The sequence below is a fragment of the Kitasatospora sp. NPDC058115 genome, assembly GCF_042884635.1.
GTDB lineage: Bacteria > Actinomycetota > Actinomycetes > Streptomycetales > Streptomycetaceae > Kitasatospora.
Genome location: NZ_JBHVTL010000010.1, coordinates 167,464 through 184,329, shown reverse-complemented (window position 1 = coordinate 184,329; position 16,866 = coordinate 167,464). Strand labels below are relative to the sequence as shown.

At 77.2% G+C, this 16,866-nt stretch carries 15 protein-coding genes; 10 read left to right on the top strand and 5 right to left on the bottom strand.

What is annotated here, in order from left to right:
- Positions 1 to 74: 74 nt before the first annotated feature.
- Complete coding sequence (locus tag ACFVVL_RS13525; RefSeq protein ID WP_380295935.1) at positions 75 to 1,340, bottom strand: nucleotidyl transferase AbiEii/AbiGii toxin family protein; 1,266 nt, start codon at positions 1,338 to 1,340, stop codon at positions 75 to 77.
- Positions 1,337 to 2,062, bottom strand: a complete 726-nt coding sequence (locus ACFVVL_RS13520; RefSeq protein WP_387674385.1) for a hypothetical protein — start codon at positions 2,060 to 2,062, stop codon at positions 1,337 to 1,339. The genes ACFVVL_RS13525 and ACFVVL_RS13520 overlap by 4 nt, the downstream gene beginning before the upstream one ends.
- 43 nt (positions 2,063 to 2,105) lie before the next feature.
- Between ACFVVL_RS13520 and ACFVVL_RS13515 the strand changes: the two genes are divergently transcribed.
- Entirely contained in the window at positions 2,106 to 2,426 is a 321-nt protein-coding gene (locus ACFVVL_RS13515) for a hypothetical protein (RefSeq protein WP_380295931.1), read from the top strand.
- 55 nt (positions 2,427 to 2,481) lie between these two features.
- Here the strand turns inward: ACFVVL_RS13515 and ACFVVL_RS13510 are convergent, their stop codons facing one another.
- Positions 2,482 to 3,093: a TIGR03086 family metal-binding protein gene (locus ACFVVL_RS13510; protein WP_380295930.1), complete on the bottom strand. Its 612-nt coding sequence runs from the start codon at positions 3,091 to 3,093 to the stop codon at positions 2,482 to 2,484.
- A 183-nt stretch (positions 3,094 to 3,276) separates the two neighbouring features.
- Between ACFVVL_RS13510 and ACFVVL_RS13505 the strand changes: the two genes are divergently transcribed.
- The 8 genes from ACFVVL_RS13505 to ACFVVL_RS13470 all read left to right on the top strand — a co-directional run bounded on the left by ACFVVL_RS13505 (position 3,277) and on the right by ACFVVL_RS13470 (position 15,054).
- Positions 3,277 to 4,557 carry a pyroglutamyl peptidase gene (locus ACFVVL_RS13505; RefSeq protein WP_387674381.1) on the top strand — a complete coding sequence of 427 codons (1,281 nt, stop codon included), beginning with the start codon at positions 3,277 to 3,279 and terminating at the stop codon, positions 4,555 to 4,557.
- A gap of 221 nt (positions 4,558 to 4,778) precedes the next feature.
- Positions 4,779 to 4,991 carry a DUF5988 family protein gene (locus ACFVVL_RS13500; RefSeq protein ID WP_380295928.1) on the top strand — a complete coding sequence of 71 codons (213 nt, stop codon included), beginning with the start codon at positions 4,779 to 4,781 and terminating at the stop codon, positions 4,989 to 4,991.
- A 268-nt stretch (positions 4,992 to 5,259) separates the two neighbouring features.
- Positions 5,260 to 6,699: an amino acid permease gene (locus ACFVVL_RS13495; protein ID WP_387674378.1), complete on the top strand. Its 1,440-nt coding sequence runs from the start codon at positions 5,260 to 5,262 to the stop codon at positions 6,697 to 6,699.
- Between the two features lie 110 nt (positions 6,700 to 6,809).
- On the top strand, positions 6,810 to 9,566 hold the full coding sequence (locus ACFVVL_RS13490) for a DUF6493 family protein (protein ID WP_387674376.1): 2,757 nt from the start codon (positions 6,810 to 6,812) through the stop codon (positions 9,564 to 9,566).
- Positions 9,567 to 10,198: 632 nt separating this feature from the next.
- Positions 10,199 to 10,966: an ABC transporter ATP-binding protein gene (locus ACFVVL_RS13485; RefSeq protein ID WP_387674374.1), complete on the top strand. Its 768-nt coding sequence runs from the start codon at positions 10,199 to 10,201 to the stop codon at positions 10,964 to 10,966.
- Positions 10,951 to 12,954 carry a hypothetical protein gene (locus ACFVVL_RS13480; RefSeq protein ID WP_387674372.1) on the top strand — a complete coding sequence of 668 codons (2,004 nt, stop codon included), beginning with the start codon at positions 10,951 to 10,953 and terminating at the stop codon, positions 12,952 to 12,954. Before ACFVVL_RS13485 ends, ACFVVL_RS13480 begins: the two co-directional genes overlap by 16 nt.
- An 85-nt stretch (positions 12,955 to 13,039) precedes the next feature.
- Positions 13,040 to 14,434 carry a sensor histidine kinase gene (locus tag ACFVVL_RS13475; protein ID WP_387674369.1) on the top strand — a complete coding sequence of 465 codons (1,395 nt, stop codon included), beginning with the start codon at positions 13,040 to 13,042 and terminating at the stop codon, positions 14,432 to 14,434.
- Positions 14,398 to 15,054 carry a LuxR C-terminal-related transcriptional regulator gene (locus tag ACFVVL_RS13470; protein ID WP_380296622.1) on the top strand — a complete coding sequence of 219 codons (657 nt, stop codon included), beginning with the start codon at positions 14,398 to 14,400 and terminating at the stop codon, positions 15,052 to 15,054. Before ACFVVL_RS13475 ends, ACFVVL_RS13470 begins: the two co-directional genes overlap by 37 nt.
- Here the strand turns inward: ACFVVL_RS13470 and ACFVVL_RS13465 are convergent.
- Positions 15,027 to 15,710, bottom strand: a complete 684-nt coding sequence (locus tag ACFVVL_RS13465) for a rhomboid-like protein (RefSeq protein WP_387674366.1) — start codon at positions 15,708 to 15,710, stop codon at positions 15,027 to 15,029. The two genes, ACFVVL_RS13470 and ACFVVL_RS13465, sit on opposite strands and share 28 nt — an antisense overlap.
- 57 nt (positions 15,711 to 15,767) lie before the next feature.
- On the opposite strand from ACFVVL_RS13465, the gene ACFVVL_RS13460 reads away from it, so the two are divergent.
- Positions 15,768 to 16,100 (top strand): hypothetical protein, encoded by a 333-nt coding sequence (locus ACFVVL_RS13460; RefSeq protein WP_387674363.1) that lies wholly within the window; start codon positions 15,768 to 15,770, stop codon positions 16,098 to 16,100.
- Between the two features lie 24 nt (positions 16,101 to 16,124).
- Here the strand turns inward: ACFVVL_RS13460 and ACFVVL_RS13455 are convergent, their stop codons facing one another.
- Positions 16,125 to 16,796 (bottom strand): DUF4291 domain-containing protein, encoded by a 672-nt coding sequence (locus ACFVVL_RS13455; protein ID WP_387674360.1) that lies wholly within the window; start codon positions 16,794 to 16,796, stop codon positions 16,125 to 16,127.
- Positions 16,797 to 16,866: the final 70 nt, after the last annotated feature.

Sequence of the window (16,866 nt, the reverse complement as noted above, 5' to 3'; positions counted from 1 at the left end):
CGGGAGCCCCGGCCGGAATTCCTTCCGGCCGGGGCTCCCGGCTTTCGTGCGGTGCCCACGGGCGTGGCGCCGGGTCAGCCGGTGGGGCCGGCGGCCAGTTCGGCGGCGTAGCGGTCGGCGACCTCCGCCAGGTTGTCCAGGTGCCGGTTCGGGTGGCCGTGGTCCCCCAGGAGCCTGCGGGCGGCGGCGAGGTCGCCGTCCAGCAGTTCGCCGACGACCACCAGGGCGTTGGACGGGGGCATGTGGTGCCGGGTGATCCAGCGCTGGACGGCGGCCATGCCCTCGCGGGCCAGGACCTCGCGCAGGTCCCCGATCAATGGGGCGAGCCACTGGGCCCGCAGGGCGTACTCGCCGCGGTCGCCGAAGGTGGTGGCGAGCCCGGCGAGCAGCTCGGCCGGGTAGTCGTCGACCGGTTCGGCGAAGCCGGGGTGGTCCTTGGCGAACTCGTCCCAGTCGACCTCGGCGTCGGCGATGTCCCGGGGGAGCACCGGCCACCGGGCGTAGTGCTCCTCGGAGCGGGTGAAGACCTCGCGCAGCAGCGCGTAGGAGACCCCGGTGGTGCGCGAGAGCAGGACCGCGTCGTAGAGGTCCTTGCCCTGCGGGTGGCTGTCCGAGACCAGCCAGAGGATCTTCCAGGCCAGCGAGAGCTCCGCCGTCGCGGCCAGCAACGGGCCGTCGACCCCCGGCAGTTCGCAGGGCTCCGGCGCGGCGGGCAGGTGCTCGGTGAAGACGAAGTCCAGCTGGACGGTGCCGCCCGGCAGGTCCGGAGCCGTCCAGGGCAGCACCAGCCGGCGTCCGGGGACCCGGCCGTACGTCCAGATGTCGTCGTCGACGGCCCGGTCGGCGTGCAGCCGGACCGCGCCGGAGAGCGCCTCGGCGCCCGCGGCGAGTTCGGTGAGCATCCGGCCGGTGCGCTCGTCCTCCAGCGGCCAGTCGGTCGGCTGCACCACGAAGTCCAGGTCACCGGGCTCCCGGGCCTGCTCGCCGTACCAGGCGCGCAGCAGGACGCTGCCGCGCAGGACGAGGTGCTGCGCCCACGGCGAGGCGGCGACGGCGGACAGGACGGTGTTCAGCGCCTCCCGCCGGGCGGCGAGCCAGCGCTCGGCGAGCGCGGGATCGGTGAAGGCGGGTTCGCTCGGCCGCAGGGCGCGGGTGTACCCGGCGAGGGCGGGGTCGAAGACCGGCTGCTGGTGCACCGCCCCGTCGTCGATCGGCAGGACGGAGCGGGGCAGGTCCCGCTCCTCCCGGACGTCCTCCGACGGGGGCTGCCCCGGCAGCGAGAGGCCCTGCCACGGCCCGTAGTCGAGGTCCTCCCACACGAGGGGCCGGTCCTTGCTCATCGGGTCTCTCCTTCTTCGGTGCGGTCGTGCCCGGTCAGCCGTTCCGGGCCGGTGAGCCACCCCGCGTCCAGCGTCTCGTCACTGTCGACGGCGACGAACTCGCGCTCCACGGAGGCGATCCGCCGGCCGTCGGCGGCGAGGGCGGCGAGCAGGGCCTCCAGGCGGTGGCCGGCGGTGGCCAGGCCGACCCGGCGGCACCGCTGGGTGACGAACCACTCGCGCAGGCCGTCCTCGCGCACCCGGCGCGGGTTGTGCGACAGGTGGGCGCCGTGCCGGACGGCGAGGTCGGCGAGCCCGGGCTCCGGCGCGGGCCCGGGAATCAGCAGCTTGACGTGGTGCTCGAAGTAGCGGGCCGGGCCGTGCGCGGCGGCGTCCGCGTCCGAGGCCGGGACGCCGAGCGCCCACGGCGAGGCCTCGATCTTGGTGCGCAGCACGGTGAACCCGGCCCCGGCCAGCCGCCGCGCCGTGCCGGCGGCGGTCCCGGCGACCTCGTCCAGCGGCCCGGTGGCGCGCAGGGTGAGCATCGGCTGCGAGGGCGCCGCGCCCCGGTCCAGCAGGATGTGGGTGAACTTCAGGGCGTGGTCGGCGGCCCAGCCGGCCAGCGCCTCGGCGGCGCCCGGCCGCACGGTGAGGTGCACCTCGAACTCTCCCCGGAGGTCGGGGAGGGCCGGGTCGCGGTCGGGCTGCCGGTCGGGTCGGCGGTCGGAACGGGGGGCGAGCATGACCGCATCGTGCCAGGCGCCTCCGACAACCGATACTGGCCGGATGCGAACGTACGTGCCGGCCGCCGTGGCCGTGAACCTGGCCCTGGGGGTGCCGGCCGTGGTGCCGGTCTGGCTGCTGTGGTACTTCGCCGCCAACTGGCCGCTGGCGGCGCTGGGGTGGACGGAGGGGGAGCCGACGGAGAACGACGGCCCGCTGCCGTGGCTGGTGCTCTGCGGCCCGGTGGTGCTGGCGTCCGCCGCGCTGTGGTGGCTGGCGAACACCGGGCTGCGGCGCCGGTGCGCGAGCGGCTGGGTGTACTGGCCGGTGAGCGCAGGGCTGACCCTGGTGCCCACCGGCGTGCTGATCACCCGGTCGCTGTAGGGGGGGGACGGCGCGGGCGGCGCGGCCCCGGTGCCGTCCCCGTCGGCGGGCAGGCTCAGATCCGGTCGGCGGACCAGGCCGGGTCGCGGCCGGTGAGGGCCAGCAGCAGGTCCTCGGCGTCGGCGCCCGGCGGCGCGTCGCGCGGCGGGTCGAAGCGTCCGGTACCGGCCAGGTCGCGGTAGCCGCGGAACTCGGCGAGCGCGTACCGGGCGGCGCCGGGCGGCATCCGGCCGCGCTCGCCCAGCGCCCGGGAGAGGTCCCAGCCGTGCACGACCGTCTCGGCCGTCAGCTCCCGGGCGTACCCGCCGACGTCCCGCAGGCCGTACGGCAGCCGGACCAGGAAGTCCGGTGCGCCGGGGCGGCCGAGTGCGCGCTGGGCGCTGCGCACGGCCATGTCCCACACGCCGAGCGGGTTGCGGCCGAGCACGTCGCCCTCGAAGCGGTGGCCGATCTGCTCCGGGGTGTAACCGGCGACCGCCTGGCACACCCACAGGTGCTGGGCCGCCAGATGGTTCACCAAGGCGCGCACGTCCCAGTCGCGGCACGGGGTGGGCGCTGTCCAGAGGTCCTCGGACACCGAGCGCAGCAGCCGGGCCGTTTCGGCTCCGGCGGCCGCGTAGTGTGCGCGGACCTCAGCGTGGAATCCGGGTGGGTGAGGACATTCCATCGCCGGGCCTCCGTCTCCTGCCCTGCTCACTCCCAGTAAACCGCTACGGGGCGTGACTCGCCAGGGGGGACGGACCCCCTTGTGCTGCGGATCTTCCAGGGTCGGCGCCGGCCCTGGTCACTGTCAGTGGTGAACGCTCGGCGCTCTGGTGAAGCACCCGGGCGCAACTGTAGTGTCCACGCCATGACGACCGCCCGGCGCCGGGTCGCCCTCACCGCGACCCTCATCGGCGCTCTCGCCGCCACCATCCTCCCCGCCACCGCCGCCGGCGCAGCCGACGCCGGGGCGGGCCGCCCGTCCTGCCGGACCGTCGGCTCCGCGCCGCTCGACCGGGAACAGGCGCGCACCGCCGACCCGCGCACCGCCGCGCTGACCGAACGCGGAGGACTCGGCGGCTTCGTCCGCGGCTTCCCCGCCGCGCTCTGCGCCGCACGGAGCGCCGCCGGGGCCGGCCGGATCGTCGACGCCTGGGGCGAGGCGCTCTGGCGGGCCGGCGTCGACCGCGCCCAGGGCCGCCGCCCCGGCGGCGACCTGCCGGCCGCCGACGACCGCCCGCTGTACTGGACCAGGGTCGCCATGACCGTCCAACTCGCCCGCTGGCAACCGGGCTTCACCGTCGACGCGGCGGCCCTGCGGCAGCGCTTCGAGGACGCCTCGCGCGGGCTGTCCGACAGCGCGTTCGGTGCCCGCCACGGGGTGCGCCGGATCTTCGTCAGCGGCTTCGACCCCTTCGGCCTGGACGCCGAGCTGCGCCGCGCCAACCCCTCGGGCTCGGCGGTCCTGCAGCTCGACGGACGGCGGATCACCCTCGCGGACGGCACCCCCGCCGAGGTCCAGGCGGTGGTGTTCCCGGTCCGCTACGGCGACTTCGACCGCGGCATGGTCGAGCGCGCCTTCGGCCCGCGGCTCGCCCCCGGCCACCGCTCCGCCGACCTCATCACCACCATCAGCCAGGGCTACCCCGGCCTGTTCACGCTGGAGGCCTGGGCCGGCCGCGCCCGCTCCGCCGACCCCTACCCCGACAACGTCGCCGCGCTCTCCGGCGGCACCCGCGAACACCCCGTCACCGCCCCCGGGCTCGGCCCCGGCGCGGAGTTCATCGCCACCAGCCTGCCCGCCGGGCCGATGACGGCCGTTCAGCAGCCGTTCCCGGTCAGGCTGAACACCACCGTCACCGAGATCCCCGCCGGGGCGAGCGCCCCGGTCGACCGGGCGGACGGCCCGACCCCCGGCTCGCGCGCGGTCGCCGGCGGCGGCGGGGGCTACCTCTCCAACGAGGTCGCCTACCGCACCAACCGGCTGCGCCTGGAACTCGCCCCGCACCTGCCCGGCGGCCATCTGCACACCCCCGTGCTCACCGGCCTGCCCGAGCAGACCGACCAGCTCACCGGGCCGGTCTTCGAGCAGAACGAGGCCGCGATCGCCGGTGAGGTCCTGGAGGTGCTGCGGCACACCACGGGCTGACGCCAGCCCCTCCGGTGGAACCCGCCGGCCCCCGTCGCGGTCGTGCGCGGCGGGGGCCGGCGTTCCGTCATGGCCCCCGGGACCGGGCGGTACGCCGACCGTCCGTGCCCTGCGGAGATCAGGAAAGGGGTCAGTAGGGGGTTCACCCGCGGCAGGTTGTCTGCATAGGTTCGGGCCCAGGTCAGGTACCGCTGGCGAAGCCACACCTCGGAGGTATCACGATGACGGAGCCGAACGCGAACATCCTGCTCGAAGGCGGCGCCGCCGGATCGGACTTCGCGCGCGTGCGCGAGGTCGGGCCCGGCGAGAGCGTGGTCAAGGTCCTCACCGGCAACCGGTACGAGCACTTCCGGCGCACCGGCAGGACCGCCGTTCACGAGGGCGTCCCGCTGGACGTCTTCGAGTGGAGCGGCAACACCTTCGTCGCCGAGTGACCGCCGCCGGGGGTGCCGGCGCCGGAGTGGCGGCCGCCGGCACCCCCGGCTCCTCCGGCCGTCCGGGCACTGCCCCCGGACAGCCCGCCGAGGGGTACGGGACGGGGGCGGGACGAGCGCCCGTCCGCCCGCCGCGGGACCGGAGGTTTTCCGGTGGGCGGGCCGGTCCGGAGGACAAATCCCGCCGATTTGGTACAAGGTGGCGCCTGCATGACCATGGGCCTCCGCTCCACCGAGCGCGCAGGACCAGGAAAGGCACCACACCCCCATGCAGACCAGCCCGGCCGCGACCCGGCAGGCATCCCCCGAGCCGTCGCCGCCGTCCCCGCCCCCGGTGCCGCCTTCCCCGGTGCCGCCGTCCCCGGTGCCGCCTTTCCCCTCCGCGGCACCACCGGCCCGCCCGGCCGTCCGCCGCTTCGGCCTGCCGACCGCGACCGCCCTGGTGATGGGCAACATCATCGGCGGCGGCATCTTCATGATCCCCGCCGCGGTCGCCCCGTACGGCACGGTCAGCCTGCTCGCCTTCGCCGTGCTCACCGTCGGCGCCATCGCCCTCGCCCTGGTCTTCGGCCGGCTCGCCCGCCGCGACCCGCGCACCGGCGGCCCCTACGTCTACGCCCGCGAGGCCTTCGGCGACTTCGCCGGCTTCCTGGCCGCTTGGTCCTACTGGATCACCACCTGGGTCAGCAACGCCGCCCTCGCCGTCGCCGCCGTCGGCTACCTCACCGTGCTGTGGCCGGCCGTCGGCCGCTCCACCGCGCTCGCCCTCGGCTGCGCGCTGGCCGTCCAGTGGCTGCCCGCGCTCGCCAACCTGGCCGGCACCCGGTACGTCGGGGCCGTCCAGCTCGTCGCCACCGTGCTCAAGTTCATCCCGCTGGCGGTCGTCGCGGTGGCCGGCCTCGGCTCCTTCGACCCGGCCAACCTCGGCCCCTTCGACGCGACCGGCGACGGCTGGCTCGGCGGGATGACGGCCGCCGCGGCGCTCCTGCTCTTCAGCTACCTCGGCGTGGAGTCCGCCGCGATGAGCGCCGGCCAGGTCCGCGACCCGGAGCGCAACGTCGGCCGGGCCAGCGTGCTCGGCACCGCGGGCGCCGCCGTCGTCTACCTGCTCGGCACGCTCGCCGTCTTCGGCACCGTCGCCCACGAGCGGCTGGTCCACTCGACCGCGCCGTTCTCCGACTCCGTGAACGCCGTCTTCGGCGGCTCCTGGGGCGGCACGGCCGTCGCCGTCGCCGCCCTGGTCTCGATGACCGGCGCGCTCAACGGCTGGACCCTGCTCTCCGCGCAGGCCCCCTACGCCGCCGCCAAGGACGGCCTCTTCCCGGCGGTCTTCGCCACCGAGCGGCGCGGCGTGCCCGTCGTCGGGGTGCTGGCCGGCGTCACGCTCGCCTCGCTGCTCACCGTCCTCGACTTCGCCTCCGGGGCGAAGGCCGCGTTCGACACCCTGGTCCTGGTCACCACCTTCACCGCGACCGTTCCCTACCTCCTCTCCAGCGCCGCCCAGCTCCGCTGGCTGCTGGGCGGCGACCGCGACCGGGTCGCCCCCGCCCGGCTCGCCCGTGACCTCACCCTGGCCCTCGGCGCCTTCGCCTTCTCCGTCTGGCTGGTCGCCGGCGCCGGCTACGCCGCCGTCTACCAGGGCGTGCTCTTCCTCGTCGCCGGTCTCCTCGTCCACACCGTCCTGGCCGCCCGCCGCCGCCGGGCCTGAGCAGGACGGCACGCCCCGGGGCGCTTTCCGGCGGGCGGCCGGCGGCCCGGTTGTCAGAGGGGTCGGCTAGGTTCGCGATCATCGACCGGAGCGGGCGGAGGAGGGGTGTCATGGGCGGTCCCACGGGTGGTCCCACGGGCGGAACGATCGGCTGGGACGAGGTGCGGGCGCTCATCGCCGCGCGGGTTCCGCAGGGGGTGGTCGACCGGCTCTCGCCGGTGCCCGCCGACGAGCTCGGCGCGCTGCGCGCCCCGCTGCGCAAGCTCCGCGCCGAGCTGCTGCGCGAGCTCTCCTCGGGCGACATGCGGCGCTACGCCGCCGCCTACGACCAGCTCGCCGCGCTGCAGTTCGCCGGGCTCTACGCCGCCGCCACCCCGGCGGAGGCCCTGGACTGGCTCACCGCGCGCCGCCTGCTCTCCCTCAGTTGGCCGCTGCCCGGTGGCGGTTCCACCGGCGCCGACGCCCGCGTCCTGCTGACGGCCCTGCTCGTGCCGCACCGCGACGCGGCGTTCCGGCGCGAACTGGCGATCAGGCTCGCCGAGTGGCTGCCGGCCCGCGGCGACCACTTCCGCTGGCAGATCACCCACGGCCTCGCCGTCTGGTCGGACACCGAGGTCCCGGCCACCGACGGCTATGTGATCGGCTGGCTGCGCGAGGGATCGTCGATGCGCCACCACCACCGCGAGATCGGCGAGTGGTTCGCCGACCGGGGCCTGCGGGCGCCGGTGCCGCACCACGACACGCTGCGCTCCTGGCTGCGCGCCCAGCCCCGGCTCGCCGCGTTCGTCCGCCGGCTGTTCGAGGTCCCGGACGCCGGCTCCGCGTTCGCCGACCCGTACGCCGCCCGCTCCGGGCCGGACAACGAGTGGGCCAAGGCGCTCGTCGCCCTGGCGGGGGAGGGCCTGCTCGACCGCGCCGAACTGCTCGACCTCTGCCTCGGCCGGCTGCTGCGCGGCGACCGGCCCGGCAACCTGCGGGGATTCCTCCGGCTGTACGCGGAGCTGGCCCCCGACCCGCAGGAGGTCGCCGCCCGGGCGGGCGACCACGTCCGGCTGGCCGCCGACGGCGCGCCGACCGTCGCGAAGGCCGCCCAGGCGGCGCTGCGGTCGACGGACGCCCTGCTCTCCGGCGCGCTGTTCACCGAGCTCACGTCCGCCGTCCTGGCCCGCCCCGAGAAGGCCCTCGCCGCCGTCCAGCTGGGCTGGGCCGACGCGGTGCTGCAGCGTGATCCGACCCTGGCCGACGACCTGCTGCCCGCGCTCGCGGTGGCGTTCGGGCACCCGGGCCCCGCGGTCCAGGAACGCGCCCTGCGGCTGGTCGCCCGCCATCTGCCCGGCGCCGCCGACCCGGTGACCTCCGAGACGGTGCGCGCCGCCGCCACCGCGCTCGGCCCCGCCCTGCGGGCGGATGCGTCCGAGCTGCTGGCCGCCCCGGGCGTGACCGCCGGGCCCGCGCCGTCCCCGCAGCCCGTGGGGCCGGCCGCCCTCCCGTCCGCGCCGGCCCTCCCGCCCGCGCCCGCCCTCCCGCCCGCGCCCACCGGGCCGTTCGAGCTCGCCGAGCGGCTGGCCGCCGTGCTGGCCGACCGGGTGCCCGAGCCCGGGGAGTTCGAGGTGGTGCTCGCCGCCCTGATCGCCGAGCACCACCGTGACGCGGCCGCCCTGCGTGCCGCACTCGCCCCGCTCGCCGCGCGCCGCGGTGACCGCCAGGTCCTGTTCGACGGCATCGGCACCGTCCCGGGCTCGCTGGGCTGCCTGCTCGACGCCCTGGCCGGCCGTGAGCACCGGTCCGCCGCGTTCACGGCCGAACTGCTCGCCCTGCGGTACCCGCTGCGCACGCCCGCCATGATCCCCGCGCTGCGGGTCTTCGAGGCGGCGTGCGAGGTCGCCGACGCGCCGGTGCCGGTGTTGCTCGCCACCCCCACCGCCGCCGACGGCAGCCTCGACCCGGCCGTGCTCACCGAACGGCTCGCGGCCCACCGGGCGGCCGGTGCCCGCCCCTGGCCCGCCGATCTGGCCCAGGCGCTGCTCCGCATACCGCCGCGGGCACGGCCGGCCGTCCGCGCGGCGGCGGCCGGGCTCGGCGGTGAACTGCCGCCCGACGTGCCGCTGCCCGAGCCCGTGGGGTTCCACGTCCACGTCCCGGACGGGTCGCCCGGCAGCTTCCCGCGCATCGCCCCGCCGGCCCCCGCCGCGGTCGTGTCCGAAGGCGTCACCGGGCTGCTCCACGCGCTGCCCGACCCCACCAGGACCGGCTGGTGTGCGGGCCTGTTCCGGTCGTCGGCCGGCCAGCTCGGCCAGCTGCCCTGGACGGCGCCCTGGAAGCCGGACACCGTCGCCGCGCACGGCCTCCCCGAACTGGCCGTCCAGGCGGGCTCGGCGGGCCACCGCGACCCCAACCCCCTGCTGCCCCGGCTCGCCGACCTCCCGGGCGAGCCCGGGCCGGTGAGCCACCTCCTGCTCGCCTACGGCATGACCGCCGCCCGCGCCGAGCACCGCACCGCCGCCCTGGACGCCCTGCTGACGCTGACCGCACGGGGCCGGCTCCGGCCGGAGACGCTCGGCGAGCGGCTCGCGGCGCTGTGGCTGCTGTCCGTCGCCAAGCCGAACCGGATCCTGCCCGTCCTCGCCGACGCCGCCCGCAGCGGCGCGGGCCGGGCGGTGTTCTCCGTGCTCACCGCGATGCTCCCCGAGCTCGCCCCCGACCCCGCCCGCCGCGGCCTGGCGGACGTGCTCACCCTCGCCGCCGACTGCGCGGCCGCCGAGCAGATCCGCACCCCGCTCCCCGCCCTCGCCCCCCTCACCGCCCCCACGGCCCCCCGCCGCGTCCGTACGGAGGCGACCCGCCTGGCGGCGATCCTCGCCTCCTGAGGCCGCCGCGGCCTTCCGCCCGGCACCTGAGGGGCCGGCGGTTGATCAGCGGCTGTCCTCGGGGGCGTCGGTGGTGAAGGGGCCGGTCCGGTTGTTCCCGGTCGGCCTTGTGGTGTCGGGTGGGCTGCCGGTGCAGCTCGCCCAGGAGGTGACGAGGCCGGATCCTCGTTCCCTGAACCCCGAGGCGTCGGGCTGATGGGGCCGGCGGTTGATCAGCGGCTGTCCTCGGGTGGAGGCGTTGGTGGTGAAGGGGCCGGTCCGGGCGTTTCCGGTCGGCTCTGTGGTGTCGGGTGTACGGCCGCCGGCCGCCCGTCCAGGCGGTGGCGAGGCCGGACCCACGCTCCCGGCGGGCCTGCCCGTGGGCCGCCTGGGGCGGAGGCGGGGTTTCCGGGCCGTGGCGCCGGTTCGGGGGGCGGTGTCCGGTGGGTTGGACCGGCGCCTGCTGGGTGCGCCGCCGTCCCCGCCCGGGCGGGGAGGAGCGCCGGTGGGTGGCGGGGTGCAGGTCGGGGGTGGGGCTGGACCCACCGTGAAGTGTGTAGCGGGCTGGATTCCGGCTCGATCGTGTCCGTCCTAGCGTTTGCTGTGGGCCGCCCGGTGGGGGCGGGCCGGTGAGCCGGGGAGGTGCGGTGCGGGTGGAGGACGAGCGGGTTCCGGCGCTGAGGTTGGCGGGGCTGAGCAAGCGGTTCGGGGGCCGCCGGGCCGTGGACGGGGTGGAGCTGACCGTGCCGAGCGGCTCGTTCTACGGGCTGGTGGGGCCGAACGGCGCGGGCAAGACGACGTCGCTGTCGATGGCGGTCGGGCTGCTGCGGCCGGACGCGGGGCGGGCGGAGGTGTTCGGCATCGACGTCTGGGCGGACCCGCTGCCCGCCAAGGCGCTGGTGGGCGTGCTGCCCGACGGCCTGGCGCTGCCGGAGCGGCTGACCGGTCTGGAGCTGCTGCGGTACCTGGGGCGGCTGCGCGGCCTGGACGGGCGGACGGTGGACTCCCGCGCGGAGGAACTGCTGCACGTGCTGGAGCTGGCGGAGGCGGCCGGGACGGCGGTGATCGACTACTCCACCGGGATGCGCAAGAAGATCGGCCTGGCCCTCGCGATGCTGCACGCCCCCTGGCTGCTGGTGCTGGACGAGCCGTTCGAGGCGGTCGACCCGGTCTCGGCGGCGACCGTGCGGACGATCCTGGGGCGGTTCGTCGCGGCCGGCGGCTCGGTGGTGCTCTCCAGCCATGTGATGCCCCTGGTCGAGAGCCTCTGCGACCACGTCGCGGTGATCGCCGGGGGCCGGGTGGCGGCCGCCGGGACGCTGGCCGAGGTGCGGGGCGGGCGGGCCCTGGAGGACGTGTTCGTCGAGCTGGTCGGCGCCCGGACCGGGGGAGCGGAGGGGCTGGAGTGGCTGGCGTCCTGACGGCCCCGCCGGCGGCGGGCGGCCGGGTCGCGGTCACCGTGCTCACCGGCATGAAGGTGACGGTGCTGCGGCGGTCGATGTCCGGCCCCCGGGCCGCCGGGCTGGTCCTCGGCGCGCTCTGCGGCGGGGCGGGCGCGGTCGGCACCGCGCTGCTCGGTGCGGCGGACTACGCCACCCCCGGGGCCGGGTTCGGTGTCCTGGCGCTGGGGCAGTTGCTGTGGAGCCTGGGGTGGGCGCTCGGCCCGCTGGTCACCGGTGGCGATGCCACCCTGCGGCCGGCCTGGTTCGCCATGGTGCCGGTGCGACCGCGTGCCCTGGCCCTCGGGCTGCTCGGCGCCGGCTTCGTCGGTGTCACCCCGGTGCTCGCGCTGGTCGCCTTCGCCGGGCTGTCCGTCTACGGCGCCCGCCAGGGGCCGGCGGCGGCGCTGGTCGCGGTGCCCGCCGTGCTGCTCCAACTGCTCTTCGTGGTGGTGCTGGCGAGGTTCACCCCGCAGGTGCTGGGCGGTGTGCTGCGCTTCCGCCTCGGCCGGGAGCTGTCCGCGCTGCTGGTCGGTCTCGTGATGGCCGCCCTCAACTCCGGCTGGTTCGCGATCGGCTTCCTGGTCCGGCTCGGCAGCGGCGACTGGGCGGGCGGGGCCGCCGCCGCGGTGCGGCTGCCGCCCTCGGGCTGGGGGGTGGTCGCGGTGGACGCGGCCCGCCGGGCGGACTGGCCGGTGGCCGTCGCCGCGCTGGCCGCGCTGGCGGCCGTCTGCGCGCTGTTGCTGGCGGCCTGGGCGGCGCTGCTCTCCCGGCAGCTCGTGCGCGGCGGCGGACGCCCGGCCCGGGCCGCCGCCCGCTCCCGGACCCGGCGCAGGCTGCTTCCCGACACCCCGGTGGGCGCGGTCCTCGGCAAGGAGCTGGTGCTCTGGCGGCGGGATCCCCGCCGGGCCCGGTTCCTGCGGGCGGCGCTCTGGACGGGGGTGTTCACCGCCCTGTTCCCGCTGCTCGACGGCTTCGACGTGCTGCTGCCGTGGGCGGGCGTGGTGGCCGCGCTGTTCGCCGGCGCGTTCTGCGTCAACCTGTACGGCCTGGACGCGGGCGCGCTCTGGCTGACCCTGGTGGTGCCGGGGGTGGAACGCGCCGATGTCCGGGCCCGGCAGGCCGCCTGGTTGCTGGTCACCGCCCCGGTGGCCCTGGTGCTGACGTGCGCCGCCCTCCCGGTCACCCCGGGCGCCGTCCGCCCGTGGGTGTTCGCCGTGCTGCCGGCCGTCCTCGGCGCGGCGGCCGGGCTGATCCCGCTGCTGTCGGTGACCGCCGCCGCCCCGTCGCCCGACCGCCCCGGTGGCGGCCCGCTGGACGACCTCGCCGACGAGAGCGCCGAACACGTCCACGCCCAGGGCCTGGCGGCGTTCTGGCTGCAACTGCTCGCCGCCCTGCCTGCGGCCGGTGTGGTGCTGGCCGGCACCCTGCTGTCCAGTGCACCGCTGCGCTGGGCCGGGGTGCCCGCGGGCCTGCTCACCGGCGCGCTGTACGCGTGGGCGCTGGGCCGGGCCGCCCGGCGGCGGCTGGAGGCGCGCGGCCCGGAGCTGCTGGACGTGCTGCGCAAGGGACTCGTCCGCACCGCGGGGCCCGCGGAACGCGACGGGGCCGGGGGCGAGGGCCCGTCGGGGCCTGGGACCGCGCCCGCGCGCGGCCGCGCGGCGGCGGTCGGCCTGCTGACCACCGGCGGCATCCTGCTGATCGCCCCCCAGGGCCTGGTGGCGCTCGGCCTGGCGCTGTTCGCTCCCGCCGCCCGCAGCTGGTTCCTGGCGCTCTACCTGCCCCGGGCGGCGGGGATACCGCTGGCGGTGGCGTTCGTCGTGCTCGGCGCGCTCTGCCTGCGGACGGCACGCCGGCTGGACCGCCTGGACAACCCGCCCCGTCCGCCCCTCCCGCCCCATCCGGACCGGCAGGAGGAGCCCCGCGGCGTCCCCGACCACCCGGCCCCGTCGGTGGAGCTGGGATCATGACCGGGCGACGGGCCGTCACCGGGCCCGCCCGTGCCCGCCCGTGCCCGCCCAGGACGACCCACCACCGAAACGGAGGCCCGGCCCGGTGAACAGCGTGCCGCCCGCCGTCCCCGCCGTCCCCGCCGCCCACGCCGCTCAGGCCGTCCCCGCCGTCCCGGCCGCTCAGGCCGACCCCGCGGCCCACGCCGTCCCGGCCGCGCTGCGCAGCCGAGGTGCCGCCCTCGGCCGGCTGCTGGTGCTGACGGCCGTCGTCCCCGCCGAACTGCTGTTGCAGGCGGTCGTCCTGGGCAGCTTCGTGCTCTGGTTCGGCCTCGGGATCTTCGTCCTCTTCCCCGCCACCACCCGGCTCGCCCGCGCCGCCGCGGGTCTCGCCCGGGCCTACGCCGGCCGCTGGTCGGGCGTGCCGGTGCCGCCGCCCTACCTGCCGCGCCCCGGGCTCGAACGCACCCTGCACGGCTGGTTCTGGACCGGCCACGACTACCAGAGGAACCGCTGGTTCGCGAGTGCCTCCCGCACCATCCGCTGGCTCTGGAAGGACCCGGCGACCTGGCGCGACGCCCTCTGGGTGCTGCTGAACCCGGTGGTCGGCGGCGCCCTGGCCGCCACCCCGCCGCTGCTGCTCGGCGCCGGCCTCTACGCCCTCGCGTGCACCGCCCTGCCGCTGCCGCTGCCCGGCGGCGACCGCGGTCTCCCGGTGGCCCCCGCCCTCGCGCTCGGCCTCGCTCTGGCCGCCGCGGGCCCGGCCCTGGCCCGTCCGGCGCTGCGCCTGCACGGCCGCTGGACGCACGCCCTGCTCGGCCCCACCGAGCGCTCCCGCCTCGCCCACCGGGTCGAGCAGCTCACCGAGACCCGCCTGGACGTCACCGAGGCGCAGGCCGCCGAGCTGCGCCGGATCGAACGCGACCTGCACGACGGCGCCCAGGCCCGGCTGGTCGCGGTGAGCCTGCGGCTGGGCGCGGTCGCCGCGCTGATCGACAGCGACCCGGCGCGGGCCAGGACGGTGGTGACGGAGGCACAGGAGAACGTCGGCCAGGCCCTCCAGGAGCTGCGCGACCTGGTCCGCGGCATCCACCCGCCGGTGCTCGCCGAGCGCGGCCTGGCCGAGGGGCTGCGCGCCCTGGCCCTGGACGTGCCGCTGCGCGTCGAGGTGCGGGCCGGGCTGCCCGGCCGGGCCGAGGCCCCGGTCGAGTCGGCGGTCTACTACGCGGTCAGCGAGGCCCTGACCAACGCGGTCAAGCACGCCGGAGCGCGGCACGTCGCCGTGGACCTGCTCCATGCGGACGGTCTGCTGCGCGTCGAGGTCACCGACGACGGCCGGGGCGGCGCGGACCCCGGCCGGGGCACCGGCCTGCGGGGCATCCAGCGCAGGCTGGCCGCGTTCGACGGTACGCTCACGCTGATCAGCCCCCCGGGGGGCCCGACCCGGCTGACCATGGAGCTTCCGTGCGCGTTGTCCTCGCCGAGGACCTCTACCTCCTGAGGGACGGTCTGTCCCTCCTCCTCTCCGCCCACGGGCACGAGATCGTCGCGGCGGTGGGCAGCGGCCCCGAACTCGCCGCCGCGCTCGCCGAGCACCGGCCGGACGTCGCGGTGGTGGACGTCCGGCTGCCGCCCACCTTCACCGACGAGGGCCTCCAGGTCGCCCTGGCGGCCCGCCGTTCCCGGCCCGGCCTGCCCGTCCTGGTGCTCTCCCAGCACGTCGAGCAGCTGTACGCGCGGGAGCTGATCGCCGACGGCGCCGGGGCGGTCGGCTACCTGCTCAAGGACCGGGTCTCCAACGCCGGGCAGTTCATGGACGCCCTGCGCACCGTCGCCTCCGGCGGCACCGTGATGGACCCGCAGGTGATCACCCGCCTGCTCGCCCGCAACGCCGACGACCGTCCGCTCGCGCTGCTCACCCCGCGCGAGCGCGAGGTGCTGGCGATGATGGCCGAGGGGCGCTCCAACGCGGCGATCGCCCAGCGGCTGCACTTCAGCGAGGGCGCGGTCAGCAAGCACACCTCCAGCATCTTCGCGAAGCTGGGCCTCGGCGCCTCCGACGACGACAACCGCCGGGTGCTGGCCGTCCTCGCCTACCTGGACGGGACCCGCTCCGCCTGACGCGAGGCCGCCGGTGCGGTGCGCCGGGCCACCGGCGGCAGCCCCAGCCGGTGCGCGGCCGCGACGGCGAGCCCCGCGAGCAGCGAGACCAGGTGCCCCACGGCGGCGACCTCGCCGTCCGCCACTCCGCCGAGCAGATTGGGCGCCGCCACCGCGAGCATCGCCAGCCACACCGCGCGCGACCACACCGGCCGGGCCCGGCAGGCCGCCACCGCCAGTGCCGCGACCACCACGTAGGACGGGCCGGTGTCCAGCGCGTGCGCGGCCTCGGGCGGCAGCGCGCCGTGCTCGATCCGCCACCACACCAGGCCCTCGGTCAACGCGGTCGCCGCCACGTGCACCAGCGCCAGCACCGCCACCGCCCGCCGGCCGCCGAGCGCCCCGACCACCGCGAAGACGGAGAGGGCGAACACCGGCCAGATCCACACGGTGTCCTGCGGGACGAACGCCGACACCGCCAGCGAGCCGACCGGGTGACCGTCCGGCCAGGGCCGCAGGTTGTCCAGGTCGGTCGACGCCCACGCGCGCAGCGCCCGCACCCGTTCGGGCGGCAGCAGCCGCAGCACCGGCCACATCGCGGCCAGCGCGCCCACGTACCAGAACGCCGGATCGCGCAGCAGCGGGAGCAACCGCCGCGGGTCCGGCCGTGGCAGCACCCCCGGCCCTACCGGCCGCGGCGCCGGCGCGCCCCGCCGGCGAGCACCGTTCCCGCGGTGAGCGCCACCGCACCGGCGGCCAGCAGCCCGCCCCGGGAGCAGCGGGACCGGGACAGCGCCGACCAGCGCGCGTTCGCGGAGAGCACCGAGCCGACGCTCAGCCACGACCCGGCGGACAGCACGGACAGCGCCGACCCGGCCGAGCCGATCGACAGGAAGCTGCCGGCCGACCCGATCGACAGCACCGAGGCCGCCGAGCCGATGGACAGCACCGACCCCACGGAGCCGATGGACAGGACGGAGTTCCGGGAGGAACACGCCGCCCGGGCGGACGAGCAGGCCGACGTGGCGGCCGCTGACGAGCGATCACGAAGCTTGGACACCCCATGATCGTAGGCCGCCGCCGCCCGCCGGTCACCCGCCGAGGCGCGCCGACAGGCCCTCCGGCAGCGGGTAGGGCCGCTCGTCCGGCAGCAGCAGCCGGGCGGCCTCCGGCTCGCCGTCGCGCAGATGGCCGTGGATCCGCCGCACCAGCGGAGTGACGTCGGTGACGGACACCGTCCACTCGTCCGCGTACCGCCGCGCCGCCTCGCCCGCCAGGCCGAGCTGCAGCGAGCGGTACGGCAGCGGACGCAGGTGCAGATCGCGCTCGGGGTCCCACTGCACCCGGGCGGGCGCCCGCTTCAGCTCGCGCTGCCAGCTCGCCCGGTCGGGGTGCAGGCCGCGCTCGTAGTGCGCCGGGCAGGCGTGCTCCAGGGCCCAGGTGAAGCCGGCCCGGTCGATCTCCACGGCGAGCACGGTCTCCTGCCCCTCCTTGGCGGCCCATCCGCAGCGGTACATCATCCACAGGAACGAGGGCTTGATCCACGTCATCCGGTCGCGCTTCCACTGCGCCGGGAAGCGCCCGTCGCGGGCCGCGGCCCGTCCGATCTCCGGCGGGTACGCCTGGTAGACGGTCACGGTGGTGCCGGTGTGGAGGGCGCGGACCCGGCGCCGCGGCTCGGGCGCGTCGTCCGGCGGGGCGCCGGCCGGGGCGGTGCGGTCGGGGGCGGGGCTGTTCGGGGCGGTGCTGTTCGGGACGGTCACGGCGCCCAGGGTGGACCGGGCCCGGCGGGCGTCGCCACCGGTTTCCCGCCCGAAGGCCGGCCGGGATCCT

Bases quoted from the DNA above. Each gene is read 5' to 3' on its own strand.
- ACFVVL_RS13495 (WP_387674378.1), top strand. From the start codon at position 5,260: ATGCAGACCAGCCCGGCCGCGACCCGGCAGGCATCCCCCGAGCCGTCG.
- ACFVVL_RS13510 (WP_380295930.1), bottom strand. From the start codon at position 3,093: ATGGAATGTCCTCACCCACCCGGATTCCACGCTGAGGTCCGCGCACAC.
- ACFVVL_RS13525 (WP_380295935.1), bottom strand. From the start codon at position 1,340: ATGAGCAAGGACCGGCCCCTCGTGTGGGAGGACCTCGACTACGGGCCG.
- ACFVVL_RS13515 (WP_380295931.1), top strand. From the start codon at position 2,106: ATGCGAACGTACGTGCCGGCCGCCGTGGCCGTGAACCTGGCCCTGGGG.
- ACFVVL_RS13520 (WP_387674385.1), bottom strand. From the start codon at position 2,062: ATGCTCGCCCCCCGTTCCGACCGCCGACCCGACCGGCAGCCCGACCGC.
- ACFVVL_RS13505 (WP_387674381.1), top strand. From the start codon at position 3,277: ATGACGACCGCCCGGCGCCGGGTCGCCCTCACCGCGACCCTCATCGGC.
- ACFVVL_RS13500 (WP_380295928.1), top strand. From the start codon at position 4,779: ATGACGGAGCCGAACGCGAACATCCTGCTCGAAGGCGGCGCCGCCGGA.
- ACFVVL_RS13490 (WP_387674376.1), top strand. From the start codon at position 6,810: ATGGGCGGTCCCACGGGTGGTCCCACGGGCGGAACGATCGGCTGGGAC.